This window comes from Scytonema sp. UIC 10036 (genome assembly GCF_009725235.1).
The window spans coordinates 1-20,622 of record NZ_WJFC01000230.1 but is presented as its reverse complement, the minus strand read 5'-3'; the positions used below and the strand labels follow the sequence as shown (position 1 = coordinate 20,622).

19 protein-coding genes and 2 pseudogenes are annotated in these 20,622 nt (G+C 40.9%); 14 read left to right on the top strand and 7 right to left on the bottom strand.

Annotated elements, in window-relative coordinates:
* Positions 1-96: 96 nt before the first annotated feature.
* From F7734_RS52635 to F7734_RS52620, 4 genes are all read right to left on the bottom strand, one after another.
* Positions 97-309, bottom strand: a complete 213-nt coding sequence (locus F7734_RS52635) for a putative toxin-antitoxin system toxin component, PIN family (protein WP_243147552.1) — start codon at positions 307-309, stop codon at positions 97-99.
* Between the two features lie 194 nt (positions 310-503).
* Complete coding sequence (locus tag F7734_RS52630) at positions 504-728, bottom strand: hypothetical protein (protein ID WP_155752217.1); 225 nt, start codon at positions 726-728, stop codon at positions 504-506.
* A 430-nt stretch (positions 729-1,158) separates the two neighbouring features.
* Positions 1,159-1,377, bottom strand: coding sequence for a hypothetical protein (locus F7734_RS52625; RefSeq protein WP_347566440.1), 219 nt, complete (start codon positions 1,375-1,377; stop codon positions 1,159-1,161).
* A 213-nt stretch (positions 1,378-1,590) separates the two neighbouring features.
* Positions 1,591-2,079 (bottom strand): restriction endonuclease subunit R, encoded by a 489-nt coding sequence (locus F7734_RS52620; RefSeq protein ID WP_243147551.1) that lies wholly within the window; start codon positions 2,077-2,079, stop codon positions 1,591-1,593.
* A gap of 423 nt (positions 2,080-2,502) precedes the next feature.
* On the opposite strand from F7734_RS52620, the gene F7734_RS52615 reads away from it, so the two are divergent.
* The 12 genes and pseudogenes from F7734_RS52615 to F7734_RS52570 all read left to right on the top strand — a co-directional run bounded on the left by F7734_RS52615 (position 2,503) and on the right by F7734_RS52570 (position 14,517).
* Positions 2,503-2,856 carry a DUF433 domain-containing protein gene (locus F7734_RS52615; RefSeq protein ID WP_155752219.1) on the top strand — a complete coding sequence of 118 codons (354 nt, stop codon included), beginning with the start codon at positions 2,503-2,505 and terminating at the stop codon, positions 2,854-2,856.
* Positions 2,831-3,193, top strand: coding sequence for a DUF5615 family PIN-like protein (locus F7734_RS52610; RefSeq protein ID WP_155752216.1), 363 nt, complete (start codon positions 2,831-2,833; stop codon positions 3,191-3,193). Before F7734_RS52615 ends, F7734_RS52610 begins: the two co-directional genes overlap by 26 nt.
* Positions 3,194-4,339: 1,146 nt before the next feature.
* Positions 4,340-4,690: a DUF433 domain-containing protein gene (locus F7734_RS52605; protein WP_155752215.1), complete on the top strand. Its 351-nt coding sequence runs from the start codon at positions 4,340-4,342 to the stop codon at positions 4,688-4,690.
* Positions 4,690-4,848 carry a hypothetical protein gene (locus F7734_RS52600; RefSeq protein WP_207714420.1) on the top strand — a complete coding sequence of 53 codons (159 nt, stop codon included), beginning with the start codon at positions 4,690-4,692 and terminating at the stop codon, positions 4,846-4,848. Before F7734_RS52605 ends, F7734_RS52600 begins: the two co-directional genes overlap by 1 nt.
* Positions 4,849-4,961: 113 nt before the next feature.
* The gene (locus tag F7734_RS52595; RefSeq protein WP_155752214.1) at positions 4,962-5,312 is read left to right on the top strand and encodes a DUF433 domain-containing protein; all 351 of its coding nucleotides are present in this window, start codon (positions 4,962-4,964) and stop codon (positions 5,310-5,312) included.
* Positions 5,290-5,664 (top strand): DUF5615 family PIN-like protein, encoded by a 375-nt coding sequence (locus F7734_RS52590; RefSeq protein WP_155752213.1) that lies wholly within the window; start codon positions 5,290-5,292, stop codon positions 5,662-5,664. Before F7734_RS52595 ends, F7734_RS52590 begins: the two co-directional genes overlap by 23 nt.
* A gap of 110 nt (positions 5,665-5,774) precedes the next feature.
* A pseudogene (locus tag F7734_RS66540) lies at positions 5,775-6,575 on the top strand (serine/threonine-protein kinase); the annotation flags it as partial.
* Positions 6,570-8,555 carry an NACHT domain-containing protein gene (locus F7734_RS52585; RefSeq protein WP_347566441.1) on the top strand — a complete coding sequence of 662 codons (1,986 nt, stop codon included), beginning with the start codon at positions 6,570-6,572 and terminating at the stop codon, positions 8,553-8,555. The pseudogene F7734_RS66540 and the gene F7734_RS52585, both read left to right, overlap by 6 nt.
* A gap of 54 nt (positions 8,556-8,609) precedes the next feature.
* Positions 8,610-11,594: an L-glutamate gamma-semialdehyde dehydrogenase gene (gene pruA / locus F7734_RS52580; RefSeq protein ID WP_166482702.1), complete on the top strand. Its 2,985-nt coding sequence runs from the start codon at positions 8,610-8,612 to the stop codon at positions 11,592-11,594.
* Positions 11,595-11,683: 89 nt separating this feature from the next.
* The gene (locus F7734_RS66535) at positions 11,684-12,673 is read left to right on the top strand and encodes a glycosyltransferase family 39 protein (protein WP_347566439.1); all 990 of its coding nucleotides are present in this window, start codon (positions 11,684-11,686) and stop codon (positions 12,671-12,673) included.
* Between the two features lie 105 nt (positions 12,674-12,778).
* A complete protein-coding gene (locus F7734_RS66530) occupies positions 12,779-14,209 on the top strand; it encodes a hypothetical protein (RefSeq protein WP_347566438.1) in 1,431 nt (476 codons plus the stop codon).
* 23 nt (positions 14,210-14,232) lie between these two features.
* On the top strand, positions 14,233-14,517 hold the full coding sequence (locus F7734_RS52570) for a DUF6717 family protein (protein ID WP_155752210.1): 285 nt from the start codon (positions 14,233-14,235) through the stop codon (positions 14,515-14,517).
* Positions 14,518-14,739: 222 nt separating this feature from the next.
* Here the strand turns inward: F7734_RS52570 and F7734_RS52565 are convergent, their stop codons facing one another.
* The gene (locus tag F7734_RS52565; protein ID WP_155752209.1) at positions 14,740-17,376 is read right to left on the bottom strand and encodes a PAS domain S-box protein; all 2,637 of its coding nucleotides are present in this window, start codon (positions 17,374-17,376) and stop codon (positions 14,740-14,742) included.
* A gap of 286 nt (positions 17,377-17,662) precedes the next feature.
* On the opposite strand from F7734_RS52565, the gene F7734_RS52560 reads away from it, so the two are divergent.
* Positions 17,663-18,592, top strand: a complete 930-nt coding sequence (locus F7734_RS52560) for a cobalamin-binding protein (protein WP_155752208.1) — start codon at positions 17,663-17,665, stop codon at positions 18,590-18,592.
* 87 nt (positions 18,593-18,679) lie between these two features.
* Here the strand turns inward: F7734_RS52560 and F7734_RS52555 are convergent, their stop codons facing one another.
* Together F7734_RS52555 and F7734_RS52550 are read right to left on the bottom strand one after the other, a co-directional pair.
* Entirely contained in the window at positions 18,680-18,967 is a 288-nt protein-coding gene (locus tag F7734_RS52555; RefSeq protein ID WP_155752207.1) for a protealysin inhibitor emfourin, read from the bottom strand.
* 19 nt (positions 18,968-18,986) lie between these two features.
* The gene (locus F7734_RS52550; protein WP_155752218.1) at positions 18,987-20,018 is read right to left on the bottom strand and encodes a M4 family metallopeptidase; all 1,032 of its coding nucleotides are present in this window, start codon (positions 20,016-20,018) and stop codon (positions 18,987-18,989) included.
* Positions 20,019-20,280: 262 nt separating this feature from the next.
* Here F7734_RS52550 and F7734_RS52545 point away from each other — a divergent pair.
* Positions 20,281-20,622, top strand: a pseudogene (locus tag F7734_RS52545) (hypothetical protein); the annotation flags it as partial.

Here is a 20,622-nt window from a genome sequence, read left to right as displayed (position 1 = left end):
CCCTAACCCTCCCCGATGTATTGGGGAGGGAACTGGAAATTCAATTTCCCCCCAATCCATCGGGGGGACTAAGGGGGGTAAATTCGACTTGTGTGGTTAAGTTACTTCTAATTCCAAAAATTCTTGAATTGTCAAAATCGAAATCTCCTGAAATGGATGCAACACCAACAAATCATTATCTCCACTGATAATACAAGTTGCTTGTCCACTCAATGCTAACTCCAGATATTTATTGTCTTTTGGATCTCGGCAAATATCAATATTTTCAGTTATCTCTACAAACTTAACTGTTTTAACAAAACTTGCCAAGAATAGTTTTCTCTCTATTACTGTGATGTATTTATCAAATTTTTTCTGTATAAAACTTCTTCGATTTCCGATAACACAGGCATTGACATCAAAACTCTACCAAATATCTGAGCCTTATTCAATGCCTGACGCGCTTTACCTTTTTTGATAATAACGGCACTAATAATGATATTCGCTCCAGAACAAATAGCCTTTCAAGGTTCATTAAGAATAGACTCCAAAATTTCTGGTGTTAAACCTCTGGCTGCTGCTCTATCGCTAATTTCATCCATAATTTCTCGCAATAAAGCAATATCTTCATCAGCTGGTTTTTGAAGTAATATACTAATTAATGATTGAATTTTCTGACGTTCTCTATGGGATGCAGACTGATATGCATCTGCCACTTCTGGAGTCACTTCAATAATAATTTGTTTCATTTTTTATCAATTTTTTGTTAGCATTTGGGTCATAATGATTCTAGCAAATTTATTCTATCGGCGCACCTAGCAAGCACTAGTGTCTTTCACAAAGGCGCTTCATCATCACGTAAGTAAGTCGGCGAGAAAAAACCAAACTATGTAACGAAAAGTAAAGTCTTTGTAGTTGGCTTGTAGTTGTGTTAAATACACCTAATAGTACTGTCTATCTTGAGGATTTGCCAAGACTAGAGTTCTGCTGGGGTTGCAACTATCAAAAAATCTTTGCAAATCTAGTTTAAGTCGCATTCACCTGTCCTATCCGTAGATTTACTACTAGTTTGACAGTAGCTTCAACTTTATTCTCTCTTTTTCCGTAAATTTTTCCAAGTGAAATAGCGGTCAGCAGACACAAAAATTCCCAACTTTGCAGAGTCGGGAATTTGACTACCTAATTTCCTAGTTGGCAAATTGCTTTCAAAACCTGTACTAGCTGAATAGAATCTTCGGTATTTATCAAACTCAGTTCTGGCATTAACTGATAAATTGGGTTAGTATCCTGTCTCAGGTGAACAAACTGATAACTACGTCCGTTAGTTGCTAGTCCCCAAACGGATGATTGCTTTTCTAAGCTTTTAAAAGCGTAAGTTAGCACTGTACGTTCGCTCATTTTTAACAGCCAGATTTAATTAAGCCTTACAGGGCTTGTAATTCAGGCGGTACAATGGATGAAGGCATTTTTATTCGCACTCCCGCTTTTGGTCATTTTATGGTTTATCATATGCCTGAGCCTTAAAGAATCGCCTCTGTCAGCCTTCTGTAATGGTCACAAATTTTACTTAAAAATAACGCTTTACGTAAAAATCCCCGTTTTCCTTCTAGATTAAGGCTTTAATTCCCCTTCGGATCTCAAAATAAGCGAACGCACAGTTAGCAGTTGGGGTAAACCTTCAAATACGTCTACCGAACTGTTTTTTGTTTCTAGTACCAAAATCCAAAACGTATTTGCAGTCTTTGCTTGAGTGTTGCTCACTGCTAGAATATCCATCCGCCCTGTTATCTTTGTGTCTTCGTCTTCAATGGAGATAGCGAACGCATCTTCCATTGTCAAGCGAATAGGAACATCATAAAATCCAGATAAGCGCATTAAAGGTGCGATCGCCAAAAATTTAATTAAACCTTCAGACACTTTTCCAGCTGCAAAATACCGTCGGAAGTCATTCTTGATTCTTGATAAATCCTGCTGTTCCAACTCTCTCAAAGGCTCTAGAGTTAAATAATCAGTAAACGAACCAGTTGCTTCTTTTTGCAGTTTCAATAAGCGATGAACATCATCGAGAGATAAAGTACTGGCTGCTAGAGTAATTGGCATAGGTTTTCACCACGTTTTCTAGTACTAATGAACATACTGCACTATGAAAGGCAAGAATTTCCATAGAGGAGATCTAAAAGGTTACGTATGATACCTCTTTCACCAATTCTTGTCTAACTACGCTATAATCACTAGTCTAAAAAACTATTGCTAGCCCATGAGCAATATTCGTCAGTTGACTGTCCCTTTCGAGAAGTTGGGGGTCTTAGACTTCTTTGATGACTAGATATACGGTATTGCCATCCTATAGTTTATCTTGGTAGTAGAGCTAAGCGATCGTACCTATGTCAAGGTTAACGGAATGGACTTTTTACAGGGGTTAAATGGAAAAATTATTGAACCGCAGAGCACGTACCAGAGCACAGAGGAATGGGTGGAGAGTAAATGTTTGAATATTAAGAGTGTTATGGAATGAGGCGAGTTATGCAATTAGAAGATTACTTCGATTTTCAGCGTCCTGATGATATTCGGTTGAAAGGTACAAGGGTAGGAATTGAAACTGTTCTTTATGAGTACATTTATCGTGCTCGGACTCCAGAGGAAATTGCAAATATTTATACATCACTTACCCTGGAACAGGTTTATGCAACAATCCTCTATTACTTGCATAATAAAGAAGCAGTTAGCACGTATATAGCTGACTGGTTGGAATGGAGTCACAGAGTGCGAGAAGAACAGCGACGGAATCCACCGCCAGTTGTAGTCAAATTAATGAAACTGAAAGCTGAAAGAGAAGCAATGAAGAAGGTCAATGACTCTCAAATATCTGCTGGATGAAAATGTTGCTCCTCTTTATCAGGTGCAACTTAGACGACAAAAACCGGAGCTAGTCGTCTGGGTAGTTGGAGAACCTAGCACTCCCCCTAAGAGCACCTTAGACCCGGAAATTTTGTGCTGGTGTGAGGAGTATAACTTCCTACTGGTTACAAATAACCGCAAATCTATGCCTGTACATTTGGCTGACCACATTGCTCAAGGTCGTCATGTACCAGGTATTTTTATTTTGAACGATAAGTTAACAATTGGACAGAATATTGATGAGTTAATTTTAATTGCAGAGGGATCTTTTGAAGGTGAGTATCAAGACCAAATTGTTCATTTGCCTTTACCTTAATTACTGTACGTTCGCTTATTTCGAGAGATGAAGGGAAATTAAAGCTTTAATGCAAAAGGAAAAAGGAGATTTTTAAGTAAGCCTTTATTCATCAGTCAAATTTATGACCATCAAAGAAGGCTTTCAGAGGCGTTTATTTAAGGCATAGGGATGCATAAGTCATACAATGCCCAAAAGGTCTGTGGGAGATAAAAATGCCTGAATCGATTGCAGCACATGGATTATAAGCCCTGTAAGGCTTAATTAGGGCTTGCTGAAAAAGTCGAACAAGCGTGAATATAGAAGCCACACAGCTTGCAAAATGGGACTTTCGTCTCTTAGTTTCGCAATTTACCCAGCGATCACCGACGAAAATACAAGGTTTTTGAGACTATATATGTTATAAACTTGCACTTGTTTGACTAAAAAAGGATTGAAACCCTTATCTGTCCTACCTTCTGATTGTATTCAGCAAGCCCTAATTAAATCTTGCTGTTTAAGAATGAGCGAACATATAGTACTTACTTCAGAAACTTTTAGATTGGGATCGTTTGTAAAAGTATTACCAAGACAGATGGTATGAATTCTTAAAGTTTTTTATACCACTAAAAAACTTTTTTCTAAATTTCTAATTCAAACTCTAGTTTATAATGCGAAAACTAGAGAATTTATTTGTTGGGAAGGTAGTTTAGAAGAATTTTAGTATATAGTTTTTCCCCACGTTTATCCGCGCTTACAATCAAAAGCAACCCTCAGTGCCAGTAAAGACTGCTCCCGCAGTACTTTATTTACTACACAATTTGTAAGTGCGATCGCCCCTCCCACACCCTGCCACCTTTCGAGGGTAGGTTTTTTGAAATCTCGAAAATAGTTGAGAAAATTCTCAATGTGTAACGTAGTTTGGTTATTTCAGGGTTTAAACATCCGCTGAAACAGTAAAAAAATAACTGAATACAAAATACCTACCTTTGTAAGCCTTTCTAAGGGGGGTTGGGGGGATCTACAACGTGTGAAATACCCAAAATGCCGTTGAAGGAAGTTGCGTAAGTCCAGGTAAGGTTTTCAGGTGTTAAATGGAAAAATTATTGAACCGCACCAGAACGCAGAGAAATGGATGGAGAGTGAATATAAGTATATTAAGATGGTTGTTATGGAATGAGGTGAGTTATGCAATTAGAAGATTACTTCGATTTTCAACGTCCTGATGATATTCGGCTGAAAGGCACAAGGGTAGGAATTGAAACGATCCTTTATGATTTTATACATCGTTGTCGGACTCCAGAGGCAATTGTCAAAAGCTATCCATCGGTCACTTTAGAACAGGTCTATGCTACCATACTTCATTACCTACATAATAAAGAAGCAGTTAGTGCCTACATAAGTAATTGGTTGGAATGGAGCCATAGAATGCGAGAAGAACAACGGCGCAATCCTTCGCCAGTTGTTGTTAAGCTTATGAAACTTAAAGCCGAACGAGAGGCAAAGAAAAAAACACATGGCTCTCAAATATCTTTTTGATGAAAATGTTGATAAGGTTTATCAACGTCAATCCTGGAATTTTGATATTAAATGATAAATTAACTATTGGTAAAACTGTTGATGAGTTAATCTTAATTGCAGAGGTATCTTTTGAAGTTGAGTATCAAGACAAAATTGTTCATTTCCCTTTACCTTAAAGTAATATCAAAAAATCAACTTAGATGATATCCTCTTGCTTTTCTCAGAACTCTTGCCAGTAAAAATGCTAGAGTGATAGTATCTTTATCCTCCTCTTTCCATCTAATAACCTATGCAAATAGAAGACTATTTTGATTTCCTTATGCCTAATGATATTCGTCTGAAAGGTACTAGAGTAGGTATTGAAACTGTCCTTTATGATTTCATTCATCGCGCCCGTACTCCAGAAGAGATTGCTCAAACTTATCCATCCCTTACCTTAGAACAGGTATACGCTACGATTCTCTACTATCTACATAATAAAGAATTTGTGAGCAAGTATATAGCTGACTGGTTAGAGTGGAATCACCAGCAAGTTAAAGCGCAACACCTCAATCCCTCACCTGCTGCAATTCGTATGCGGAAACTAAGAGCAGAACAAAAAGAAAACAATCAAGTCAATGACACTCAATTATCTGCTTGACGAGAATGTAGACCCTAGCTATAAAACTCAACTCACACGACTTAATGCCAATTTAATAGTCTGGATAGTTGGTGAACCAAACACCCCTGCAAAAGGAACATTAGATCCAGAGATCTTACTTTGGTGTGAAGAATATGGCTTTGTCTTAGTGACTAATAATCGTACATCAATGCCCGTTCATCTAGACGAACACATTGCCCAAAATCGTCATGTTCCTGGCATTTTTATTCTCAATCCTAAATTAAGCATGGGGCAAAATATTGATGAGTTGGTTTTTATTGCTGAAGCTGCTTTTGTAAATGAGTATCAAGACCAAATTGTTCATTTACCCCATACGTATACGCTTTACTGATGAACAGGAGTGGTATGAAGACTTTTGCTTACCATGCCGAAGATGAAAAGGCTCGTTAGAGATTGGTTATGATGGTGTAAATCATAACACCTGTCATGAGCAAAAGTTAGATGGCACTAGCGCTACTTAACAATCGCTATCAAGTTATTCGTGCGTTGGGAGGAGGTGGGTTTGGCGAGACTTTTCTGGCGGAAGACACCTATTTGCCCTCCCGTCGTATCTGTGTCATCAAGCAACTCAAACCTGTGACGCACAATCCCCGTGTTTGTCAACTGATTCAAGAACGCTTTGGCAGAGAAGCAGCGATTTTAGAGGAACTGGGTGAGGGACACGAACAAATACCCAGGTTGTATGCTTATTTTGTAGAAAACAAGAATTTTTACTTGGTTCAGGAACGAGTTGAAGGTTTGACTTTAAGTCAAAAAGTTCAACAGGAAGGGCTTTTTAGTGAGAGTTTAGTTAGGGAATTGCTAGTAAGTCTTCTACCAGTTTTGGATTATATTCATACAAAAGGAGTTATTCACCGAGATATCAAGCCTAGTAATATTATTTGGAGAAAACGAGATGGTAAACCTGTTTTAATTGATTTTGGTGTTGCTAAGGAAATGATGGCGACTGTAGTGGATGTTCAACAGGAAATAACTAAATCTATTGTAGTTGGAACTCCAGGTTTTATGCCGCCAGAACAAGCCGCAGGGAAACCAGTTTATTCTAGCGATCTCTATAGTTTGGGGTTGACAGGAATTTATTTGCTCACAGGTAAGCGCCCCCAAGATTGGAAAACAAATCCTGAAACGGGTGATCTCATTTGGCGTACAGAAGTTAATATTAGCAATCACTTGGCAGATGTTTTGGATCGGGCGATTCAATCCCATCTACGCGATCGCTATCCAAATGCCAAAGCTATGTTAGCCGATTTATATTCACAAGACATGGGGACTGGGGACTGGGTATTGGGGATTGGGAAGTCTCTACACAATAGCGAAAGAGCGAACTATGATAGTTACTCACCACTCGCTGACACCCAATCCCTCATCCCCACTACAAAAACACTCAGAACAAAGATTCCTTCTAACAACCAGGAGTATCGCAACCGCCAAATATTACTGAACAAAGTCAAAAATTACTGGGTAAAAGGAGTTTTAGAAACTTCTTTACATGGAGTTGCTCTGATTGAACTGGGCTTGGAAAATCGCTTTGATGCTCTAGATCGTCCTTGGGGTATGCTGTGGGAAACTCCCGCACAAGCTAGGCAACCTTTACCTAAAAACACTAAAATACGCGATTTATTCCAACAGATGGGAACTGGGCGATCGCTGTTAATTTTAGGCGAACCCGGTTCTGGTAAAACAACAACACTTCTTGAACTGGCTCGCGATTTACTGCAAGAAGCAGAATTAGATATCAACCAACCCATTCCAGTTGTCTTTAACCTTTCAGCATGGACAAAAGAAAAGGTTACAATTGCTGATTGGCTGGTGCAAGAACTTAATTCTAAATATCAAGTGTCAAAGGAAATTGGCAAAACATGGATTAAGAATCAACAATTACTGCTATTACTAGATGGTTTGGATGAAGTTCTGGCTGAAATTCGAGATATTTGTGTGGAAGCGATTAATAAATTCTGCCAGGAATATGGTGAAACAGAAATCGTTGTTTGCAGTCGTATCAAAGATTATGAAGCTCTATCCAATCGTTTCCGCTTTCAACGTTCTGTTTTTATCCAACCACTGACTTTAGAACAAATTCAGCAATATTTACAAAATGCAGGTTCCGAACTTGCTGTAGTACAAACCGCACTCCAAAGCGATACAACAATTCAAGAGTTAGCCAAATCACCCTTGCTCCTAAGCATTATGACTCTCGCTTATCAAAGGATGTCGATGACAGATATGCCGGTAATGAGTTTGGAAGAACGCCGCCAGCATTTATTTGATAAGTATATTCAAAGAATGCTAGAGCGCCGGATGTCAAGAAGATTGTATTCTAATGAGCAAGTTATTTACTGGTTGAGTTGGTTGGCACAAAGATTAAAAACACAGTCACAAACAGTATTTTTTATCGAACGCATGCAGCCTAGCTGGTTGCAAAAGCCTTGGCAAAGAGGCATTTATATGATGAATGTTTTGTTCGTTTTTATATTACTTGGATTGCAAATAGCTTTCTTATTAATACCTAGCAATCGAGTTGTATTAGCCGTGATTTTTACAACCGTATTTTTTGGGCTGATTTTTGGATTCAATCGCATTAATCCTGTAGAAACTTTAAAATGGTCTTGGAAAAATGCCAGCAATAGTTTAATCCTTGGGATGGTTTGGGTATTTCTTTTTGGGCTGCTATTAAAGCTAAGTTCTGCAACATTATATATATCATTAGATATACAAAGTATTGTAAATTATTATGTAGAAAATCTTCCCATTTCCGGATGGATACGTGGTATAGTTTTTAGTCTTTGTTTGGGATTCATTTATGTTCTCATTCGTGGTTTGACTAGTCCCAGTATCCAAACCCTATCTGTTCCCAATCAAGGAATTAGACAATCCGCAAAAAATGCAATTTTTTTCGGTTTAATTGGATTTTTCCTACTGAGCTTAGCGGCAATGACATTGCACTGGCGGATATGGGTTTGGGGAATTTTTGGTTTATTGTTTGGAGTTGCCGCTGGGGGTGGCGAAGCTTGTGTAAAACACCTGATTTTACGGGTGATACTCTACTTTAATGGCTATATTCCTTGGAACTATGCCCGTTTTCTAGATTATGCTACCGAACGTATCTTTTTACAAAAAGTTGGTGGTGGTTATATCTTCATCCATCGCTTGCTAATAGAACATTTTGCTCAAAAGAATTGTTCTTTGATGTCTGGTGGTAGCACATTCTACAAGCCACAATAGAAGACACAGGCTTTATAATACATAGCCTTATCTTCTTAATGGAGTTTGTTATCAGTGGTCTTACAAGTAGAAACCAGTACTTACGAAGCTAAAACCCAAGAAATCGCCAAGCAACTGCTCGCTGCAACCCAGGAAAGCCGTTCGTTCTTTGCTGCATTGCGGGATCAGATGCGCTGGGATGACAAGTTACTGGCTTGGGCGATGAGCAATCCTGGGTTACGGGTGCAGTTATTCCGCTTTATTGATACTCTTCCGGCTTTACGCAGCAAACCGGAAATTGCCGCGCACTTACAAGAATATTTGGGCGATGAGTCGGTAGAATTACCAGCCGCCCTGAAGGGAATGCTTAACTTTGCCAATCCTGATTCTGTACCGGGACAAGTTGCTGCTACGACTGTTGCAACAGCAACAGAAACATTAGCTCATAAATATATTTCTGGAGAAAATATTAAACAGGCGCTGAAAACTATCGAGCGACTGCGGAAGGAAAAAATGGCTTTCACCGTAGATTTACTGGGTGAAGCAGTCATTACAGAAGCAGAAGCGCAGTCTTACTTGGAACGGTATCTGGACTTGATGCAACAACTGGTGGAAGCATCTAAGAATTGGTTACCAGTTCCTGCGATTGACTTAGCTGATGGAGAACCTTTGCCAAAAGTCCAGGTTTCTGTCAAACTAACGGCGTTTTATTCTCAGTTTGATCCTCTTGATGCTAAGGGTAGCGAGGAACGGGTAAGCTCGCGCATCCGCATTCTTTTACGTCGTGCTCAGGAATTGGGTGCTGCGGTTCACTTTGACATGGAACAGTACGCTTACAAGGACTTAACTCTCAGCATCCTGAAAAAAATCTTGCTCGAAGAGGAGTTTAGAAATCAAACCGATATTGGCATCACAATTCAAGCTTACCTGCGCGATAGCAAGCAAGATCTGCAAGATTTGATTGCATGGGCTAAGCAGCGCGGTTACCCAGTGACAATCCGCTTGGTGAAAGGTGCTTATTGGGACCAGGAAACTATCAAAGCTTCTCAAAAACACTGGGAACAACCTGTGTATAATGACAAAGCAGCGACAGATGCTAACTTTGAGCAACTGACTGAATTGTTGTTACAAAATCACCAATATGTGTATTCTGCTATTGGCAGTCATAACGTGCGTTCTCAAGCACGGGCTATAGCGATCGCGGAAACCTTAAATGTCCCCCGCCGTTGCTTTGAAATGCAAGTTCTGTATGGTATGGGTGACAAAATAGCTAAGGCTTTGGTCGATCGGGGATATCGGGTGAGAGTTTACTGTCCCTATGGGGAACTTTTGCCGGGAATGGCGTATCTGATTCGTCGTTTGTTGGAGAATACGGCTAATAGTTCTTTTTTGAGACAAAATATGGAGAACCGTCCAGTGGAGGAGTTGATTGCACCGCCATTGGTGGAAATGTCTCACGCAAAGTCGCAAAGTCGCAAAGAGGAAGACGCAAGTTTTGCAGGTGCTGCGGATACTGATTTTGCTGAGGAGGAGGAGAGAAAGGAAGTGAGTGAAGCTTTTCAATCCGTGCGCGAGCAACTTGGTAAAACTTATTTACCTTTGATTAATGGTGAGTATGTCAGCACTCAACAGGTGATAGATTCTGTTAACCCTTCTAATTTTACTGAGGTGGTTGGTCAGATTGGGTTGATGAGTGTTGAACAAGCTGAACAAGCTATGCAAGCGGCTAAGGCTGCTTTTCCTGCTTGGCGCAAAACTCCTGCAAAAGAACGGGCTGACATATTGCGGAAAGCTGCGGATTTGATGGAACAACGCCGTGCAGAACTGTCTGCTTGGATTGTTTTGGAGGTTGGAAAACCAGTGCGGGAAGCTGATGGTGAGGTTTCTGAAGCGATTGATTTTTGTCGCTATTATGCTCTGGAAATGGAGCGGTTAGATGAAGGTTATAATTACGATGTTTCTGGGGAAACCAATCGTTATATTTATCAGCCTCGCGGTATTGCTGTGGTGATTTCTCCTTGGAATTTCCCACTGGCGATCGCAACGGGCATGACGGTTGCTGCTCTGGTTGCTGGTAATTGTACTCTCTTGAAACCTGCGGAAACATCTTCTGTCATTACGGCGAAACTAACGGAAATTTTGGTGGAGGCGGGAATACCTAAGGGTGTTTATCAATATGTGCCGGGGAAGGGTTCTCAAGTGGGTGCTTATTTGGTGAATCACCCGGATACTCACGTGATTGCTTTTACTGGTTCTCAGGAGGTTGGTTGTAGAATATACGCAGAAGCAGCAGTTCTTAAGCCCGGTCAAAAGCATATGAAGCGTGTTATTGCTGAGATGGGTGGGAAGAATGCGCTCGTAGTGGATGAAAGTGCTGATTTAGACCAAGCTGTAGTTGGGACAGTACAATCGGCGTTTGGTTATAGCGGACAAAAATGTTCTGCCTGTTCGCGAGTGGTGGTGCTGGAATCGGTGTATGATTCGTTTGTACAACGGTTTGTAGAGGCGACGAAATCTCTGAATATTGGTCCTGCTGAGTACCCTAGCACGCAAGTTGGTCCCGTGATTGATGCTAATGCTCGCGATCGCATCCGGGAATATATTGAAAAAGGTAAGGCTGAGGCAAAGGTTGCTTTGGAAATGCCTGCACCGGATAATGGGTATTTCATCGGTCCTGTGATTTTTACAGATGTTGCTCCAAATGCCATCATTGCCCAACAAGAAATTTTTGGTCCTGTTGTGGCGGTGATTAAGGTGAAGAATTTTCAGGAGGCTTTGGCTGTTGCTAATGGGACTAACTATGCCTTGACTGGAGGGCTTTATTCTAGAACTCCTTCGCATATTCAGTTGGCTCAGGAAGAGTATGAGGTGGGAAATTTGTATATTAATCGCACGATTACGGGTGCTATTGTGGCTCGACAGCCTTTTGGCGGGTTTAAACTTTCTGGTGTTGGTTCTAAGGCGGGGGGTCCGGATTATTTACTGCAATTTCTGGAACCGCGTACTGTGACGGAGAATATTCAACGTCAGGGTTTTGCGCCTATTGAAGGGGCTGAGTAGTTTTGTACGCTCGCTAATGGCTAATGGCTAATAGCTAATGGCAGAAACACAATTAGCCATTAGCTATTAGTTATTAGCAATTAATTAATATGAAAAATCACAACCATAGACGAAAGAAGTTTAGAAGCTTGGTAATACTCGGTTTAATCTGGGTGTTGGGGATGGTGTGCGATCGCGTTTGGTTTGCTTTGGATCGTTCTATACCAGCATGGGATCAGGCTGATTATTTAACGGGTACTTTAAATTATTGGCAAGCTTTTCAGAATCCGCAGTGGTGGAGCCAGGAGTGGTGGCAGGAACTATGGTTATTGTCTTCTAAAATACCGCCTTTCACGTATATACTTACGGCTGTTGTTCAGAATGTGTTTGGCACTGGACCGGATGAGGCAACTCTGGTGATGCTTCTATTTAACGGGGTTTTACTGGGGTCGGTTTATGGTTTGGGTAAGGTTTTGTTTGATGAGTCTGTAGGTTTGTGGGCGGCTTTCTTGTGTCAGGTTTTACCTGCTCTTTATCGGTTTCGTTTGGAGTTTTTGCTGGATTTTCCTTTGGCGGCGGTTGTGAGTTTGAGTTTCTTTTGTTTGAGTGTATGGAGAGGTTTTGGAACCGCAGAGGCGCAGAGGACGCTGAGGAAGAGGAGGGTTGTTGAGTGGTTGTGGGCGTTGGCTTTTGGTTTGTCGTTTGCTTTGGCGTTGTTGGTGAAGCAAACAACTTTGATATTTCTTTTGGTACCGATTGTATGGGTTGGGGTAGGGACTTTACGCGCTCGGCGTTGGGATCGTTTGGCTCAACTGGTGGTTGGTTTGTGTTTTTCGGTGTTGGTGTTTGGTCCTTGGTATCGGACAAATTGGCTGATTGTTCTGACTTCTGGGAAGCGGGCAACTGTTGATTCTGCGATCGCTGAAGGTGAGGCTCCTCTGAATACTTTAGGCATGGTTACTGCACAATTACCGCATCAAGTTTCTCTTCGTTGTTATTGTGTTGTTGCTTGCGCTTATTGGGTCGGTTGGGGTTTTGCGGGGAGAAGGGACAATGGGGATAGGACAAGGGATAGGGGGACAAGTAGAATCTTCGCCTAAATGGTTGGCGGTCTCGGGGCATATTTATATCTTCTTTAAATATTTAAAGATAGTCGCTATGTGTTACCGTATTTACCTGCAATAACCGTATTTTTAGCATATGGATTGACACGGTTTTCTCATCTTTGGGGAAAACGGATTCGATGGGGTACTGCGGTTTTGGCAATCTTGCTCATGTTGTGTAATTTGTTTCCTGTTGGGGGTGTTATCGGTGGTTGGGTGACACACGCTTTGAGTCCAAATCAGTATTATCCTTATATGGCGGAGGAATTACCTCACAAGCAGGTGATTGCTCATCTTGTTCAAACAGAACCGTATTTACGTTCTACTTTGGGAGTTTTGCCATCAACAGCTGGAATTAATCAACACAATTTCAATTACTATGGGGCGCTACAGAATTTTCAAGTTTACGGACGTCAAGTGGGCACAAGAAAAAAATTTGTAGATAGGGATGTGCGATCGCTAGAATGGTTTCTAACTAAGACGGGTGACCAGGGATCGGTTGGAGAAACTCAAGCAAGTATTGCACAAGCTGTAGAGCAAAGCGGAAATTTTCAACTGAGCAAATCTTGGAATTTACCTGATGGTAGCCTGATAAAGCTTTACCACAAACAAATACCAGCAATAGAAGTAAAACAAATCGGTGTCACTGGTGTCTCTAGCGATCGCCTAACTTTATCTCAAGTCTCAGTACCAGAAAAAGCTCCCCCAGGAATCCCAGTACCTGTAACTTATGAATGGTTTGGTTCATGGGAAGAACTACAAAATGGCTTAGTTCTGCTAACTTGGAAAAACAACTCCTCAGTCCCCAGTCCCCAGTCCCCATCTTTGTGGGTACACGATCGCGCTATAGCAATGGGGGCTTTGCGTTCTAATATTAAGAAACCAGAAGGAACATTTAAGATAGTAGAAAGAATGGCAATGCTTCCTCCTGCTGATGTTGCACGGGGTATTTACTCGTTAGAGGCGACTTATCTCAACAGGCGATCGGGAGAGAGTTATCCCATTCAAGTGCCAAATGTCACATTACAAATTGACTCTCAAGCCCCTGCTACACCAGCACCAGAGTTAGATTTAGTGACTCAATTAAGAATTTTAGGTACAAATTTGCCTAAAGGCCCAGAGGCATTAAGTCAAGTCTTTGATGAAGTAGGACGTATCAATCAATACGATCCCATTCAAGATTACTTGGTACAAGCACGGCTAACTTTGGAATATCGCTTGCAACAAATTCCCTCAAATCGAGATTGGGCGTATGCTTTGGCTTTGGCAAATGTTCTACAGCGAAGGGTAGATGGTGCTATTGCTGCTTTACAACGAGTGACTCAGCTAGATTCAGAAAATCCCTACTCCCACGCTTACCTAGCGTTTGTCCAACTGTATAATTGGCAGCCAAGAGCAGCACAAAAGTCTCTTGAACCTAGTTTAGCGAAAAACCCAAATATATCTGAAATCAAAGCTCTTTCTGGCGTCGCTGCTTTAATGCAAGGTAATTTTATTAAGGCATGGCAAATTTTGCAAGAGGTTAATAGTTAGTTGTTAATCGCCACCCCAACTCCATGCCTTTAGAAAGGGAGCCATTTGTGTGTGGAGTATCCCAAATGATTGACCATTTTGTGAAAAATATTCCTAATGCTGATATGGGGTTCAAACTTATATTCTCACAGAGTTCCTTCCCTGGATATCAAGCAGAGCTGATTCACTCACGGGAGGAGTATGGCGGACACTGGTATTCTTGGCAAGAGCAAGAAAAAGAAGGATGGCTGTGTCCAGCTTTATTTAAATACTTTGATTTAGTCCCAAATAAAATTTACTGCAAAGCTGAAAAGCTTTGCAGGAGATAACATTAACATCTCTTTCTTCTTTCTTCTTCCTTCGTTCAAGTAAATCCGCTAAAACCCCAACAAATGATAAATGACAAATGACTATCCTCACTAATAACAGACAATTCGCCAAAACGGGATACTCTCAGTGTGTTTCTACGATTAGCCAATAGTAATTAGCAATTAACTAAGTAGTTGGTGAGCTTTAGCCCTACCTACTAACAACTAACAACTAACCACTAACTAAGTCAAATACCTCACAAGTACTGATTCTAGTTGAACGATACCGATGGGTTTGCTGAGACAGTCGCTAGCACCGACTTGTTTTACTCGTTCGCGATCGCAAACTGCAACTAATGGTGTCATCATCACAACTGGCAAATCTTGTAATTCAGGTTGTTGTCTCACCTGTATCAGCAAATCCCACCCAGTGACATCTCCTAACTCTACGTCTAACAAAATTAAATCGGGCTGTTGGGTTCTCACGAGTTCTAAAAATCCATTGCCGTGGTTGACTCGCTCAACTTGATAACCTATTGTCTGAAGATAATCTTGCAGCAATATGGCGGTGTGTTCTTCATGTTCCACAAGCAAAATACGTTTTGTCTTAGATGATAGGGAGGATGGGGTAACAGGGGAAGCGGAGGAGAAAGGATAACTATCCACATCTTGATGTTGTTTGTTGGGCAAAAATAAAGTAAAACGGCTTCCCTGTCCTAAAGTTGATTCTACTGTCACATCTCCACCGTGCAATCGCGCTAACTTGCGTGTTAGTGCTAAACCTAAACCAGTCCCTTCGTACTGACGGTTAAGGCGACTATCAAGTTGTTTAAATGGTTCAAATAAAAATTGAAACTGATTGGGATCGATACCAATACCTGTATCTATCACTGTAAATGCAATGCCTTGTGGTAATTTTTTGACTTCTAGCGTTACCTGACCTTTTTCTGTAAATTTGATAGCATTCGATAGAAGATTGAGTAACATTTGTTTCATTCGACGCTCATCTGCTACACAAATGCTGGCTTGTTCGTCAATTTCTACTGTTAGGTGCAGTCCCTTTTCTATGGCGCGATCGCTAACTGTTGAGATCGCATAATTACAGATATCATCTATAGGTAGGGTTGATAGAAAAAGTTCTTCTTTCCCTGCTTCTACTTTGGATAGATCGAGAATATCGTTTATCAGTGCCAGAAGGTGTTCTCCACTACTGTAAATACAGTTAATATAGTCCTTTTGCTTGTCATTTAAAGAACCAACTATTTCTTGTTGCAGCAACTGAGACAATCCCATTATTGCATTTAACGGTGTTCGCAATTCGTGACTCATTGTTGCCAAAAACTCACTTTTTGCTTTACTTCCTGCTTCTGCTGCATCTTTACTTTCCAAAAGTTTCAATTCTGTTTCTTTGCGTTCGGTAATGTCCTCCATCATCACTAAGTAAAATTTAGGTTCTCCATTTGTACCGGGAATCAAAGATATACTTAAATGCGCCCATACCAACCGACCATCTCTATGCAGAATACGTCTTTCCATGTCCAAGCGTTCGCGAATTCCTGATAGCAATTCTTGGTAAAGTTCCAAATCTCCCACATTATTGAAAATGTAATCTGTGAAATACCTACCGCATAGCTCTTGTTGAGAATATCCCAACATTTGACACAATGCTGGGTTGATATCCGCAATTCTTCCGTGCATTTCAACAAGTCCAATTCCCATGGAAGAATTTTCGACAATAGCTCTGAACCATGCTTCTCTTTGCTGTAGGGATTCCTGTGCGGCATTGCGTAAGCGAAGCTCGTCGTAGACATCGCTAACTTCTACTGCTAAGGATACAAAATCTGCAATCGCACTTGCAAAGTCCTCTTCTTCTAATGTCCACTGACGGCTACTTCCTGTATGTTCGTGACGCACAACACCAATAGGACGACCTCCCAAGCAAATTGATGCATCTAATCGAGATATAATGCCTGATGCGGAAAGATCGGATTCTGATAATTCTTTAGTTCGCTTATCTTCTAGTGCGTTATCAGATGCTATAATTCGATGCTCTTCTAAAGCTTGGAAATAAGCAGGATAATTCGCTTTTATCAGTGACGTACCTTTGGTATGACGCTTTGTGATTGAATTGTATAAATCTACACATTCAAGTTTTGAACCATCTTGATTATATAACCATACGCTAACACGTACAACCTCTAAAGTTCGGGCAGCAGCTTCTGTAATTTCCTCGAGTGCCGCTTTGAGATTCCCTCGCTGAAAAGTTTGATTTCGAGCAAGTTTTACCAAGGTTTGGCTTTGTCCTCGCAGACAATTTTCTCTTTCTCGCCAAACATCTTCTGCTTGCTTTTGGGTTGTAGTATCTCGAATCGCGACTACCTGCATTTGCTGTCCTTGGTAAGAAACTTTTTTACCCTGTATTTCCACCGGAAAAGTGACACTGTCTTTCTTAACTACAACTCCTTCATATGATTTTTCGTATCCGGAAAGAATATTTTTTTTAACTAATTCTTGTGAATCAGGGGTAAACAGTGCAAAAATACTTTTGCCAATCAATTCAGAGATTTCATAACCACTCAAGTTTACTAAAACACTGTTGACATGAATTATGATGCCCCCATCGTGTATAATTGTTCCTTCAAAACTAGCTTCAGACAGACATTTAAATCGGGCTTCTCTATCTGACAAAGATGTTTTGTCCTTCTGCTGAAAGTTTTCGTTAGGTATTGGCACATCAATTTGGTTGCTTTGAGAAGTCGTTACCCGCAGTTGATTGTTCTTTAAAAGTTGATAGTGCAGCTGTTCGCTTGCACACAGTCCGATTGGCTGCAACCGTTGAGAGACGATCGCTTTGTCTATGAAAAAGTCTGGTATGCTCATAGTTACCGCTTGTTGTCGCGTCGCCTTATCCTACAAGTTACCCACTATCACAATTGCTAAATTTAGAACTAGCACATGCTACGGTGAGACAAGTTATAATTTTTAGCATCAGTCATGAATCTCCAAGTATAAGTTCAAATTTGCTTTTTAAAATATGTAGTTACCATTACACACATTTAGTAACCTTCCAACTTCAGTAGATATTTGTATCATTCACCTAGAGAAAGATTCGCGCTTTGCCTAAATTCTGCAAGAATTGGTTATATGTCCTAGTGGAGGTGGAGCAATGGCGGATGATGGCGTAAGAATTGTCTCCTTAATTCCCGGAGGCACGGAAATCTTGGCGGTACTGGGGTTAACTGATGCAATTGTGGGCCGCTCTCATGAATGTGACTTTCCCCCAGAAATTAAAGATCGCCCCGCTTGTACGCAAGCGCGTATAAACACCAATGCCTCTAGTAATGAAATTCATGATAAAGTCAGTAATTTGTTACAATCTGCCCTGAGTATTTATCAAATTAAAATAGATCTTTTGGAAAAGTTACAACCTACTCACATTGTTACACAAGACCAATGTGATGTCTGTGCTGTTAGCTTAAAAGATGTAGAAGAAGCAGTTGCGACTCTTACCAACGTTTCGCCCAAGATTGTTTCGTTACAACCAAATGTTCTTCAAGATGTTTGGGTAGACATTGAGAGAGTCGGTAAAGTTTTTGGTATAGACTCCCGACCTATATTAGAAAACTTGGAAGCTCGGGTAAAGATAGTAGAACAAAAAACACAAGGTTTGTCCCAAACAGAACATCTGCCCACAGTTGTTTGTATTGAGTGGACTGACCCTTTAATGGTGGCTGCCAATTGGATTCCTGAATTAGTGACTTTAGCCGGAGGACAACCTCTTTTCAGCGTTGCAGGTCAACCTTCTCCTCCTTTGACCTGGGAGACGCTGATTAGCAGCAATCCGGATATCGTTATTTTTATGCCCTGCGGCTTTGATTTAAATCGAACCCGCCAGGAAGCTCAGTTGATAAGCAATCATCCAGAATGGCAAAAACTCCATGCAGTTCAAAGTGGCAGAGTCTATATTACTGATGGAAACTCCTACTTTAATCGTCCCGGACCGCGATTGGTGGATTCATTAGAAATCTTGGCTGACATTTTGCACCCAGAGATTTTCCAATATGGCTATAAAGGACAAGGTTGGGACGTTTTGTAAAGGATGAAGGATAGTAGCAATTCTATTTGATTTGTGAAATATCTGTAACACAAAAACATGATTTGGTGGGCTAAAGCCCACCAAATTTTATCCTTGTTCAAGCCATTCAATAAGTGGTCTCAGCGTACCTGGTAACGCCATTTCACCAACAGTGACAGTGTGTTCTTTTCCGTTATCTTCCACGGTCAATTTATATTGAAAGCGATCGCGTTGTGTGGGGGAAGCGGTTATTTGTGAGGGTAAATTGAAGAAATTGGCTGCTTCTACTAATCGAGGGAGTTGCTTTGCTTTCTCTTGAGAAAGGTTTGCTGTATCAACAGTTTTTTTCCTAGTTATTCCAGCAAAACCGCCCATTCGTTCACACGAAACTCGCATAATCAATATTCAATAAATTTTACAAAACGCCTACTTGTTGCCAAGCATTTTGCACCGCTCTTTGCTCTCTACTTCCTTGACCGTAGAGATCTCCTGCCACTTGAACGGTTGCATTTGCCGCCCGTTTAAAATTGGCTGTGGAACGCAAGCGATCGCGTAAAGTCACATACCATATTCTACCTGCTTTTTCCCAAGCATATCCACCAATTTCTGTTGCTGTAAGGTAAAAAGCACGGTTGGGAATTCCTGAGTTTATATGAACTCCTCCATTGTCATCGCTACCAGTATAGATATCTTCAACCGATCCTGGTTGAGGGTCTTTGCCCAGTACAGGATCGTCGTATGCGGTTCCTGGTGCTTTCATGGAACGAATAGCTACACCGCTCACGTTTGAGGTAAATAAACCTTCGCCAATTAGCCAATCGGACTGTTCGGCAGTTTGATTTTTGACTCGTTGTTTTACTAAAATACCAAAAACATCAGAAAATGATTCGTTGAGTGCTCCCGGTTGTCCGTAGTATCTTAGATTGGCTTCATACTGAGTGACACCGTGAGTTAACTCGTGTGCGATGACATCAATGGCTTTGGTAAAACGCTGAAAAATTTCTCCGTCGCCATCACCATAGACCATTTGGTCACCATTCCAAAAAGCGTTGTCGTAATTTACACCATAATGTACGGTAGAGTCCAAACGCAGTCCCCGATCGTCAATAGAATTTCGCTCATACACTTGGTAATATAAGTCATAGGTTGCACCTGCCCCATCATAGGCTTCATTAACTGCAGGGTCCTGGCTGGGAGGAGCGCCTTCAGAACGTACCAGTTGACCGGGGAGATCTTCAGTGTTTTTCGCATCGAAGACAGATCGGCGTTTTTGACCGGGAGAGACTGCAAAATTGATAGCACCTACAACGTTTCGCCGTCCGCGAAATTGAGCTGAAACGTTTAATGTGCGAAATGCCCATTCACGCTGTTGGGAATTGCCATTGACTGCCAGGTTTTCCAGCATATGAGGCGGAACGATACAGCAAATGGAACATCTGACGTTCATTTGATGCTGGCATCCATTGCCAAGAGATTTTTTCTTTCTTCGAGGCTGCAAAAGATTTTCTCCTTTCAAAAATTATATGAAGTACGACAGATGACAGATAAAGTATAGAGGAGGAAGTATATTTCACCTATGATTCAGGAATCTGTATTTCCAGAACAGATAAAGTTTTCATGCTTTATCCTTGATACTTCATACTTAATTGTCAAAATTCTTCAAAATCAGTACACTGAGATGAAGTCAGAGTGCTGGAGCAAGTTGAAAGATGACTATCGAAGAAGCATTAGTTATTATAGATACAGCTCTGCATCCAGAGTCTTTAAGTGACTTACAAGAGTTAATATTACGTCATTCCTGGGAAGGTAAGAGTTATCCTGAAATTGGAGAAATCTGTGGGTATGACCCTAACTATGTAAAAGACACAGGGTCAAAGTTATGGAAATTACTTTCTAAAAGCTTAGGTGAAGAAATATCCAAAAGCAATTTCCGAACAGTTTTCAGAAAACTTGCAGCAGCAGAAAGTAAGGCGGTACAGGCACAAAATAGACAAGGGGGACAAGGGGGACAAGGGGGACAAGGAGGAGATGGTGATGAAAATTCTACTCCC

Bases quoted from the DNA above. Each gene is read 5' to 3' on its own strand.
- F7734_RS52585 (WP_347566441.1), top strand. From the start codon at position 6,570: ATGTTAGCCGATTTATATTCACAAGACATGGGGACTGGGGACTGGGTA.
- F7734_RS52630 (WP_155752217.1), bottom strand. From the start codon at position 728: ATGAAACAAATTATTATTGAAGTGACTCCAGAAGTGGCAGATGCATAT.
- F7734_RS52625 (WP_347566440.1), bottom strand. From the start codon at position 1,377: ATGAGCGAACGTACAGTGCTAACTTACGCTTTTAAAAGCTTAGAAAAG.
- F7734_RS52555 (WP_155752207.1), bottom strand. From the start codon at position 18,967: ATGCGAGTTTCGTGTGAACGAATGGGCGGTTTTGCTGGAATAACTAGG.
- F7734_RS52610 (WP_155752216.1), top strand. From the start codon at position 2,831: ATGACTCTCAAATATCTGCTGGATGAAAATGTTGCTCCTCTTTATCAG.
- F7734_RS52565 (WP_155752209.1), bottom strand. From the start codon at position 17,376: ATGAGCATACCAGACTTTTTCATAGACAAAGCGATCGTCTCTCAACGG.
- F7734_RS52605 (WP_155752215.1), top strand. From the start codon at position 4,340: ATGCAATTAGAAGATTACTTCGATTTTCAACGTCCTGATGATATTCGG.
- F7734_RS52570 (WP_155752210.1), top strand. From the start codon at position 14,233: ATGCCTTTAGAAAGGGAGCCATTTGTGTGTGGAGTATCCCAAATGATT.
- F7734_RS52615 (WP_155752219.1), top strand. From the start codon at position 2,503: ATGCAATTAGAAGATTACTTCGATTTTCAGCGTCCTGATGATATTCGG.
- F7734_RS66535 (WP_347566439.1), top strand. From the start codon at position 11,684: ATGAAAAATCACAACCATAGACGAAAGAAGTTTAGAAGCTTGGTAATA.
- F7734_RS52620 (WP_243147551.1), bottom strand. From the start codon at position 2,079: ATGCCAATTACTCTAGCAGCCAGTACTTTATCTCTCGATGATGTTCAT.
- F7734_RS52560 (WP_155752208.1), top strand. From the start codon at position 17,663: ATGGCGGATGATGGCGTAAGAATTGTCTCCTTAATTCCCGGAGGCACG.
- F7734_RS52590 (WP_155752213.1), top strand. From the start codon at position 5,290: ATGACACTCAATTATCTGCTTGACGAGAATGTAGACCCTAGCTATAAA.
- F7734_RS52550 (WP_155752218.1), bottom strand. From the start codon at position 20,018: ATGAACGTCAGATGTTCCATTTGCTGTATCGTTCCGCCTCATATGCTG.
- F7734_RS52600 (WP_207714420.1), top strand. From the start codon at position 4,690: ATGAAAATGTTGATAAGGTTTATCAACGTCAATCCTGGAATTTTGATA.
- F7734_RS52595 (WP_155752214.1), top strand. From the start codon at position 4,962: ATGCAAATAGAAGACTATTTTGATTTCCTTATGCCTAATGATATTCGT.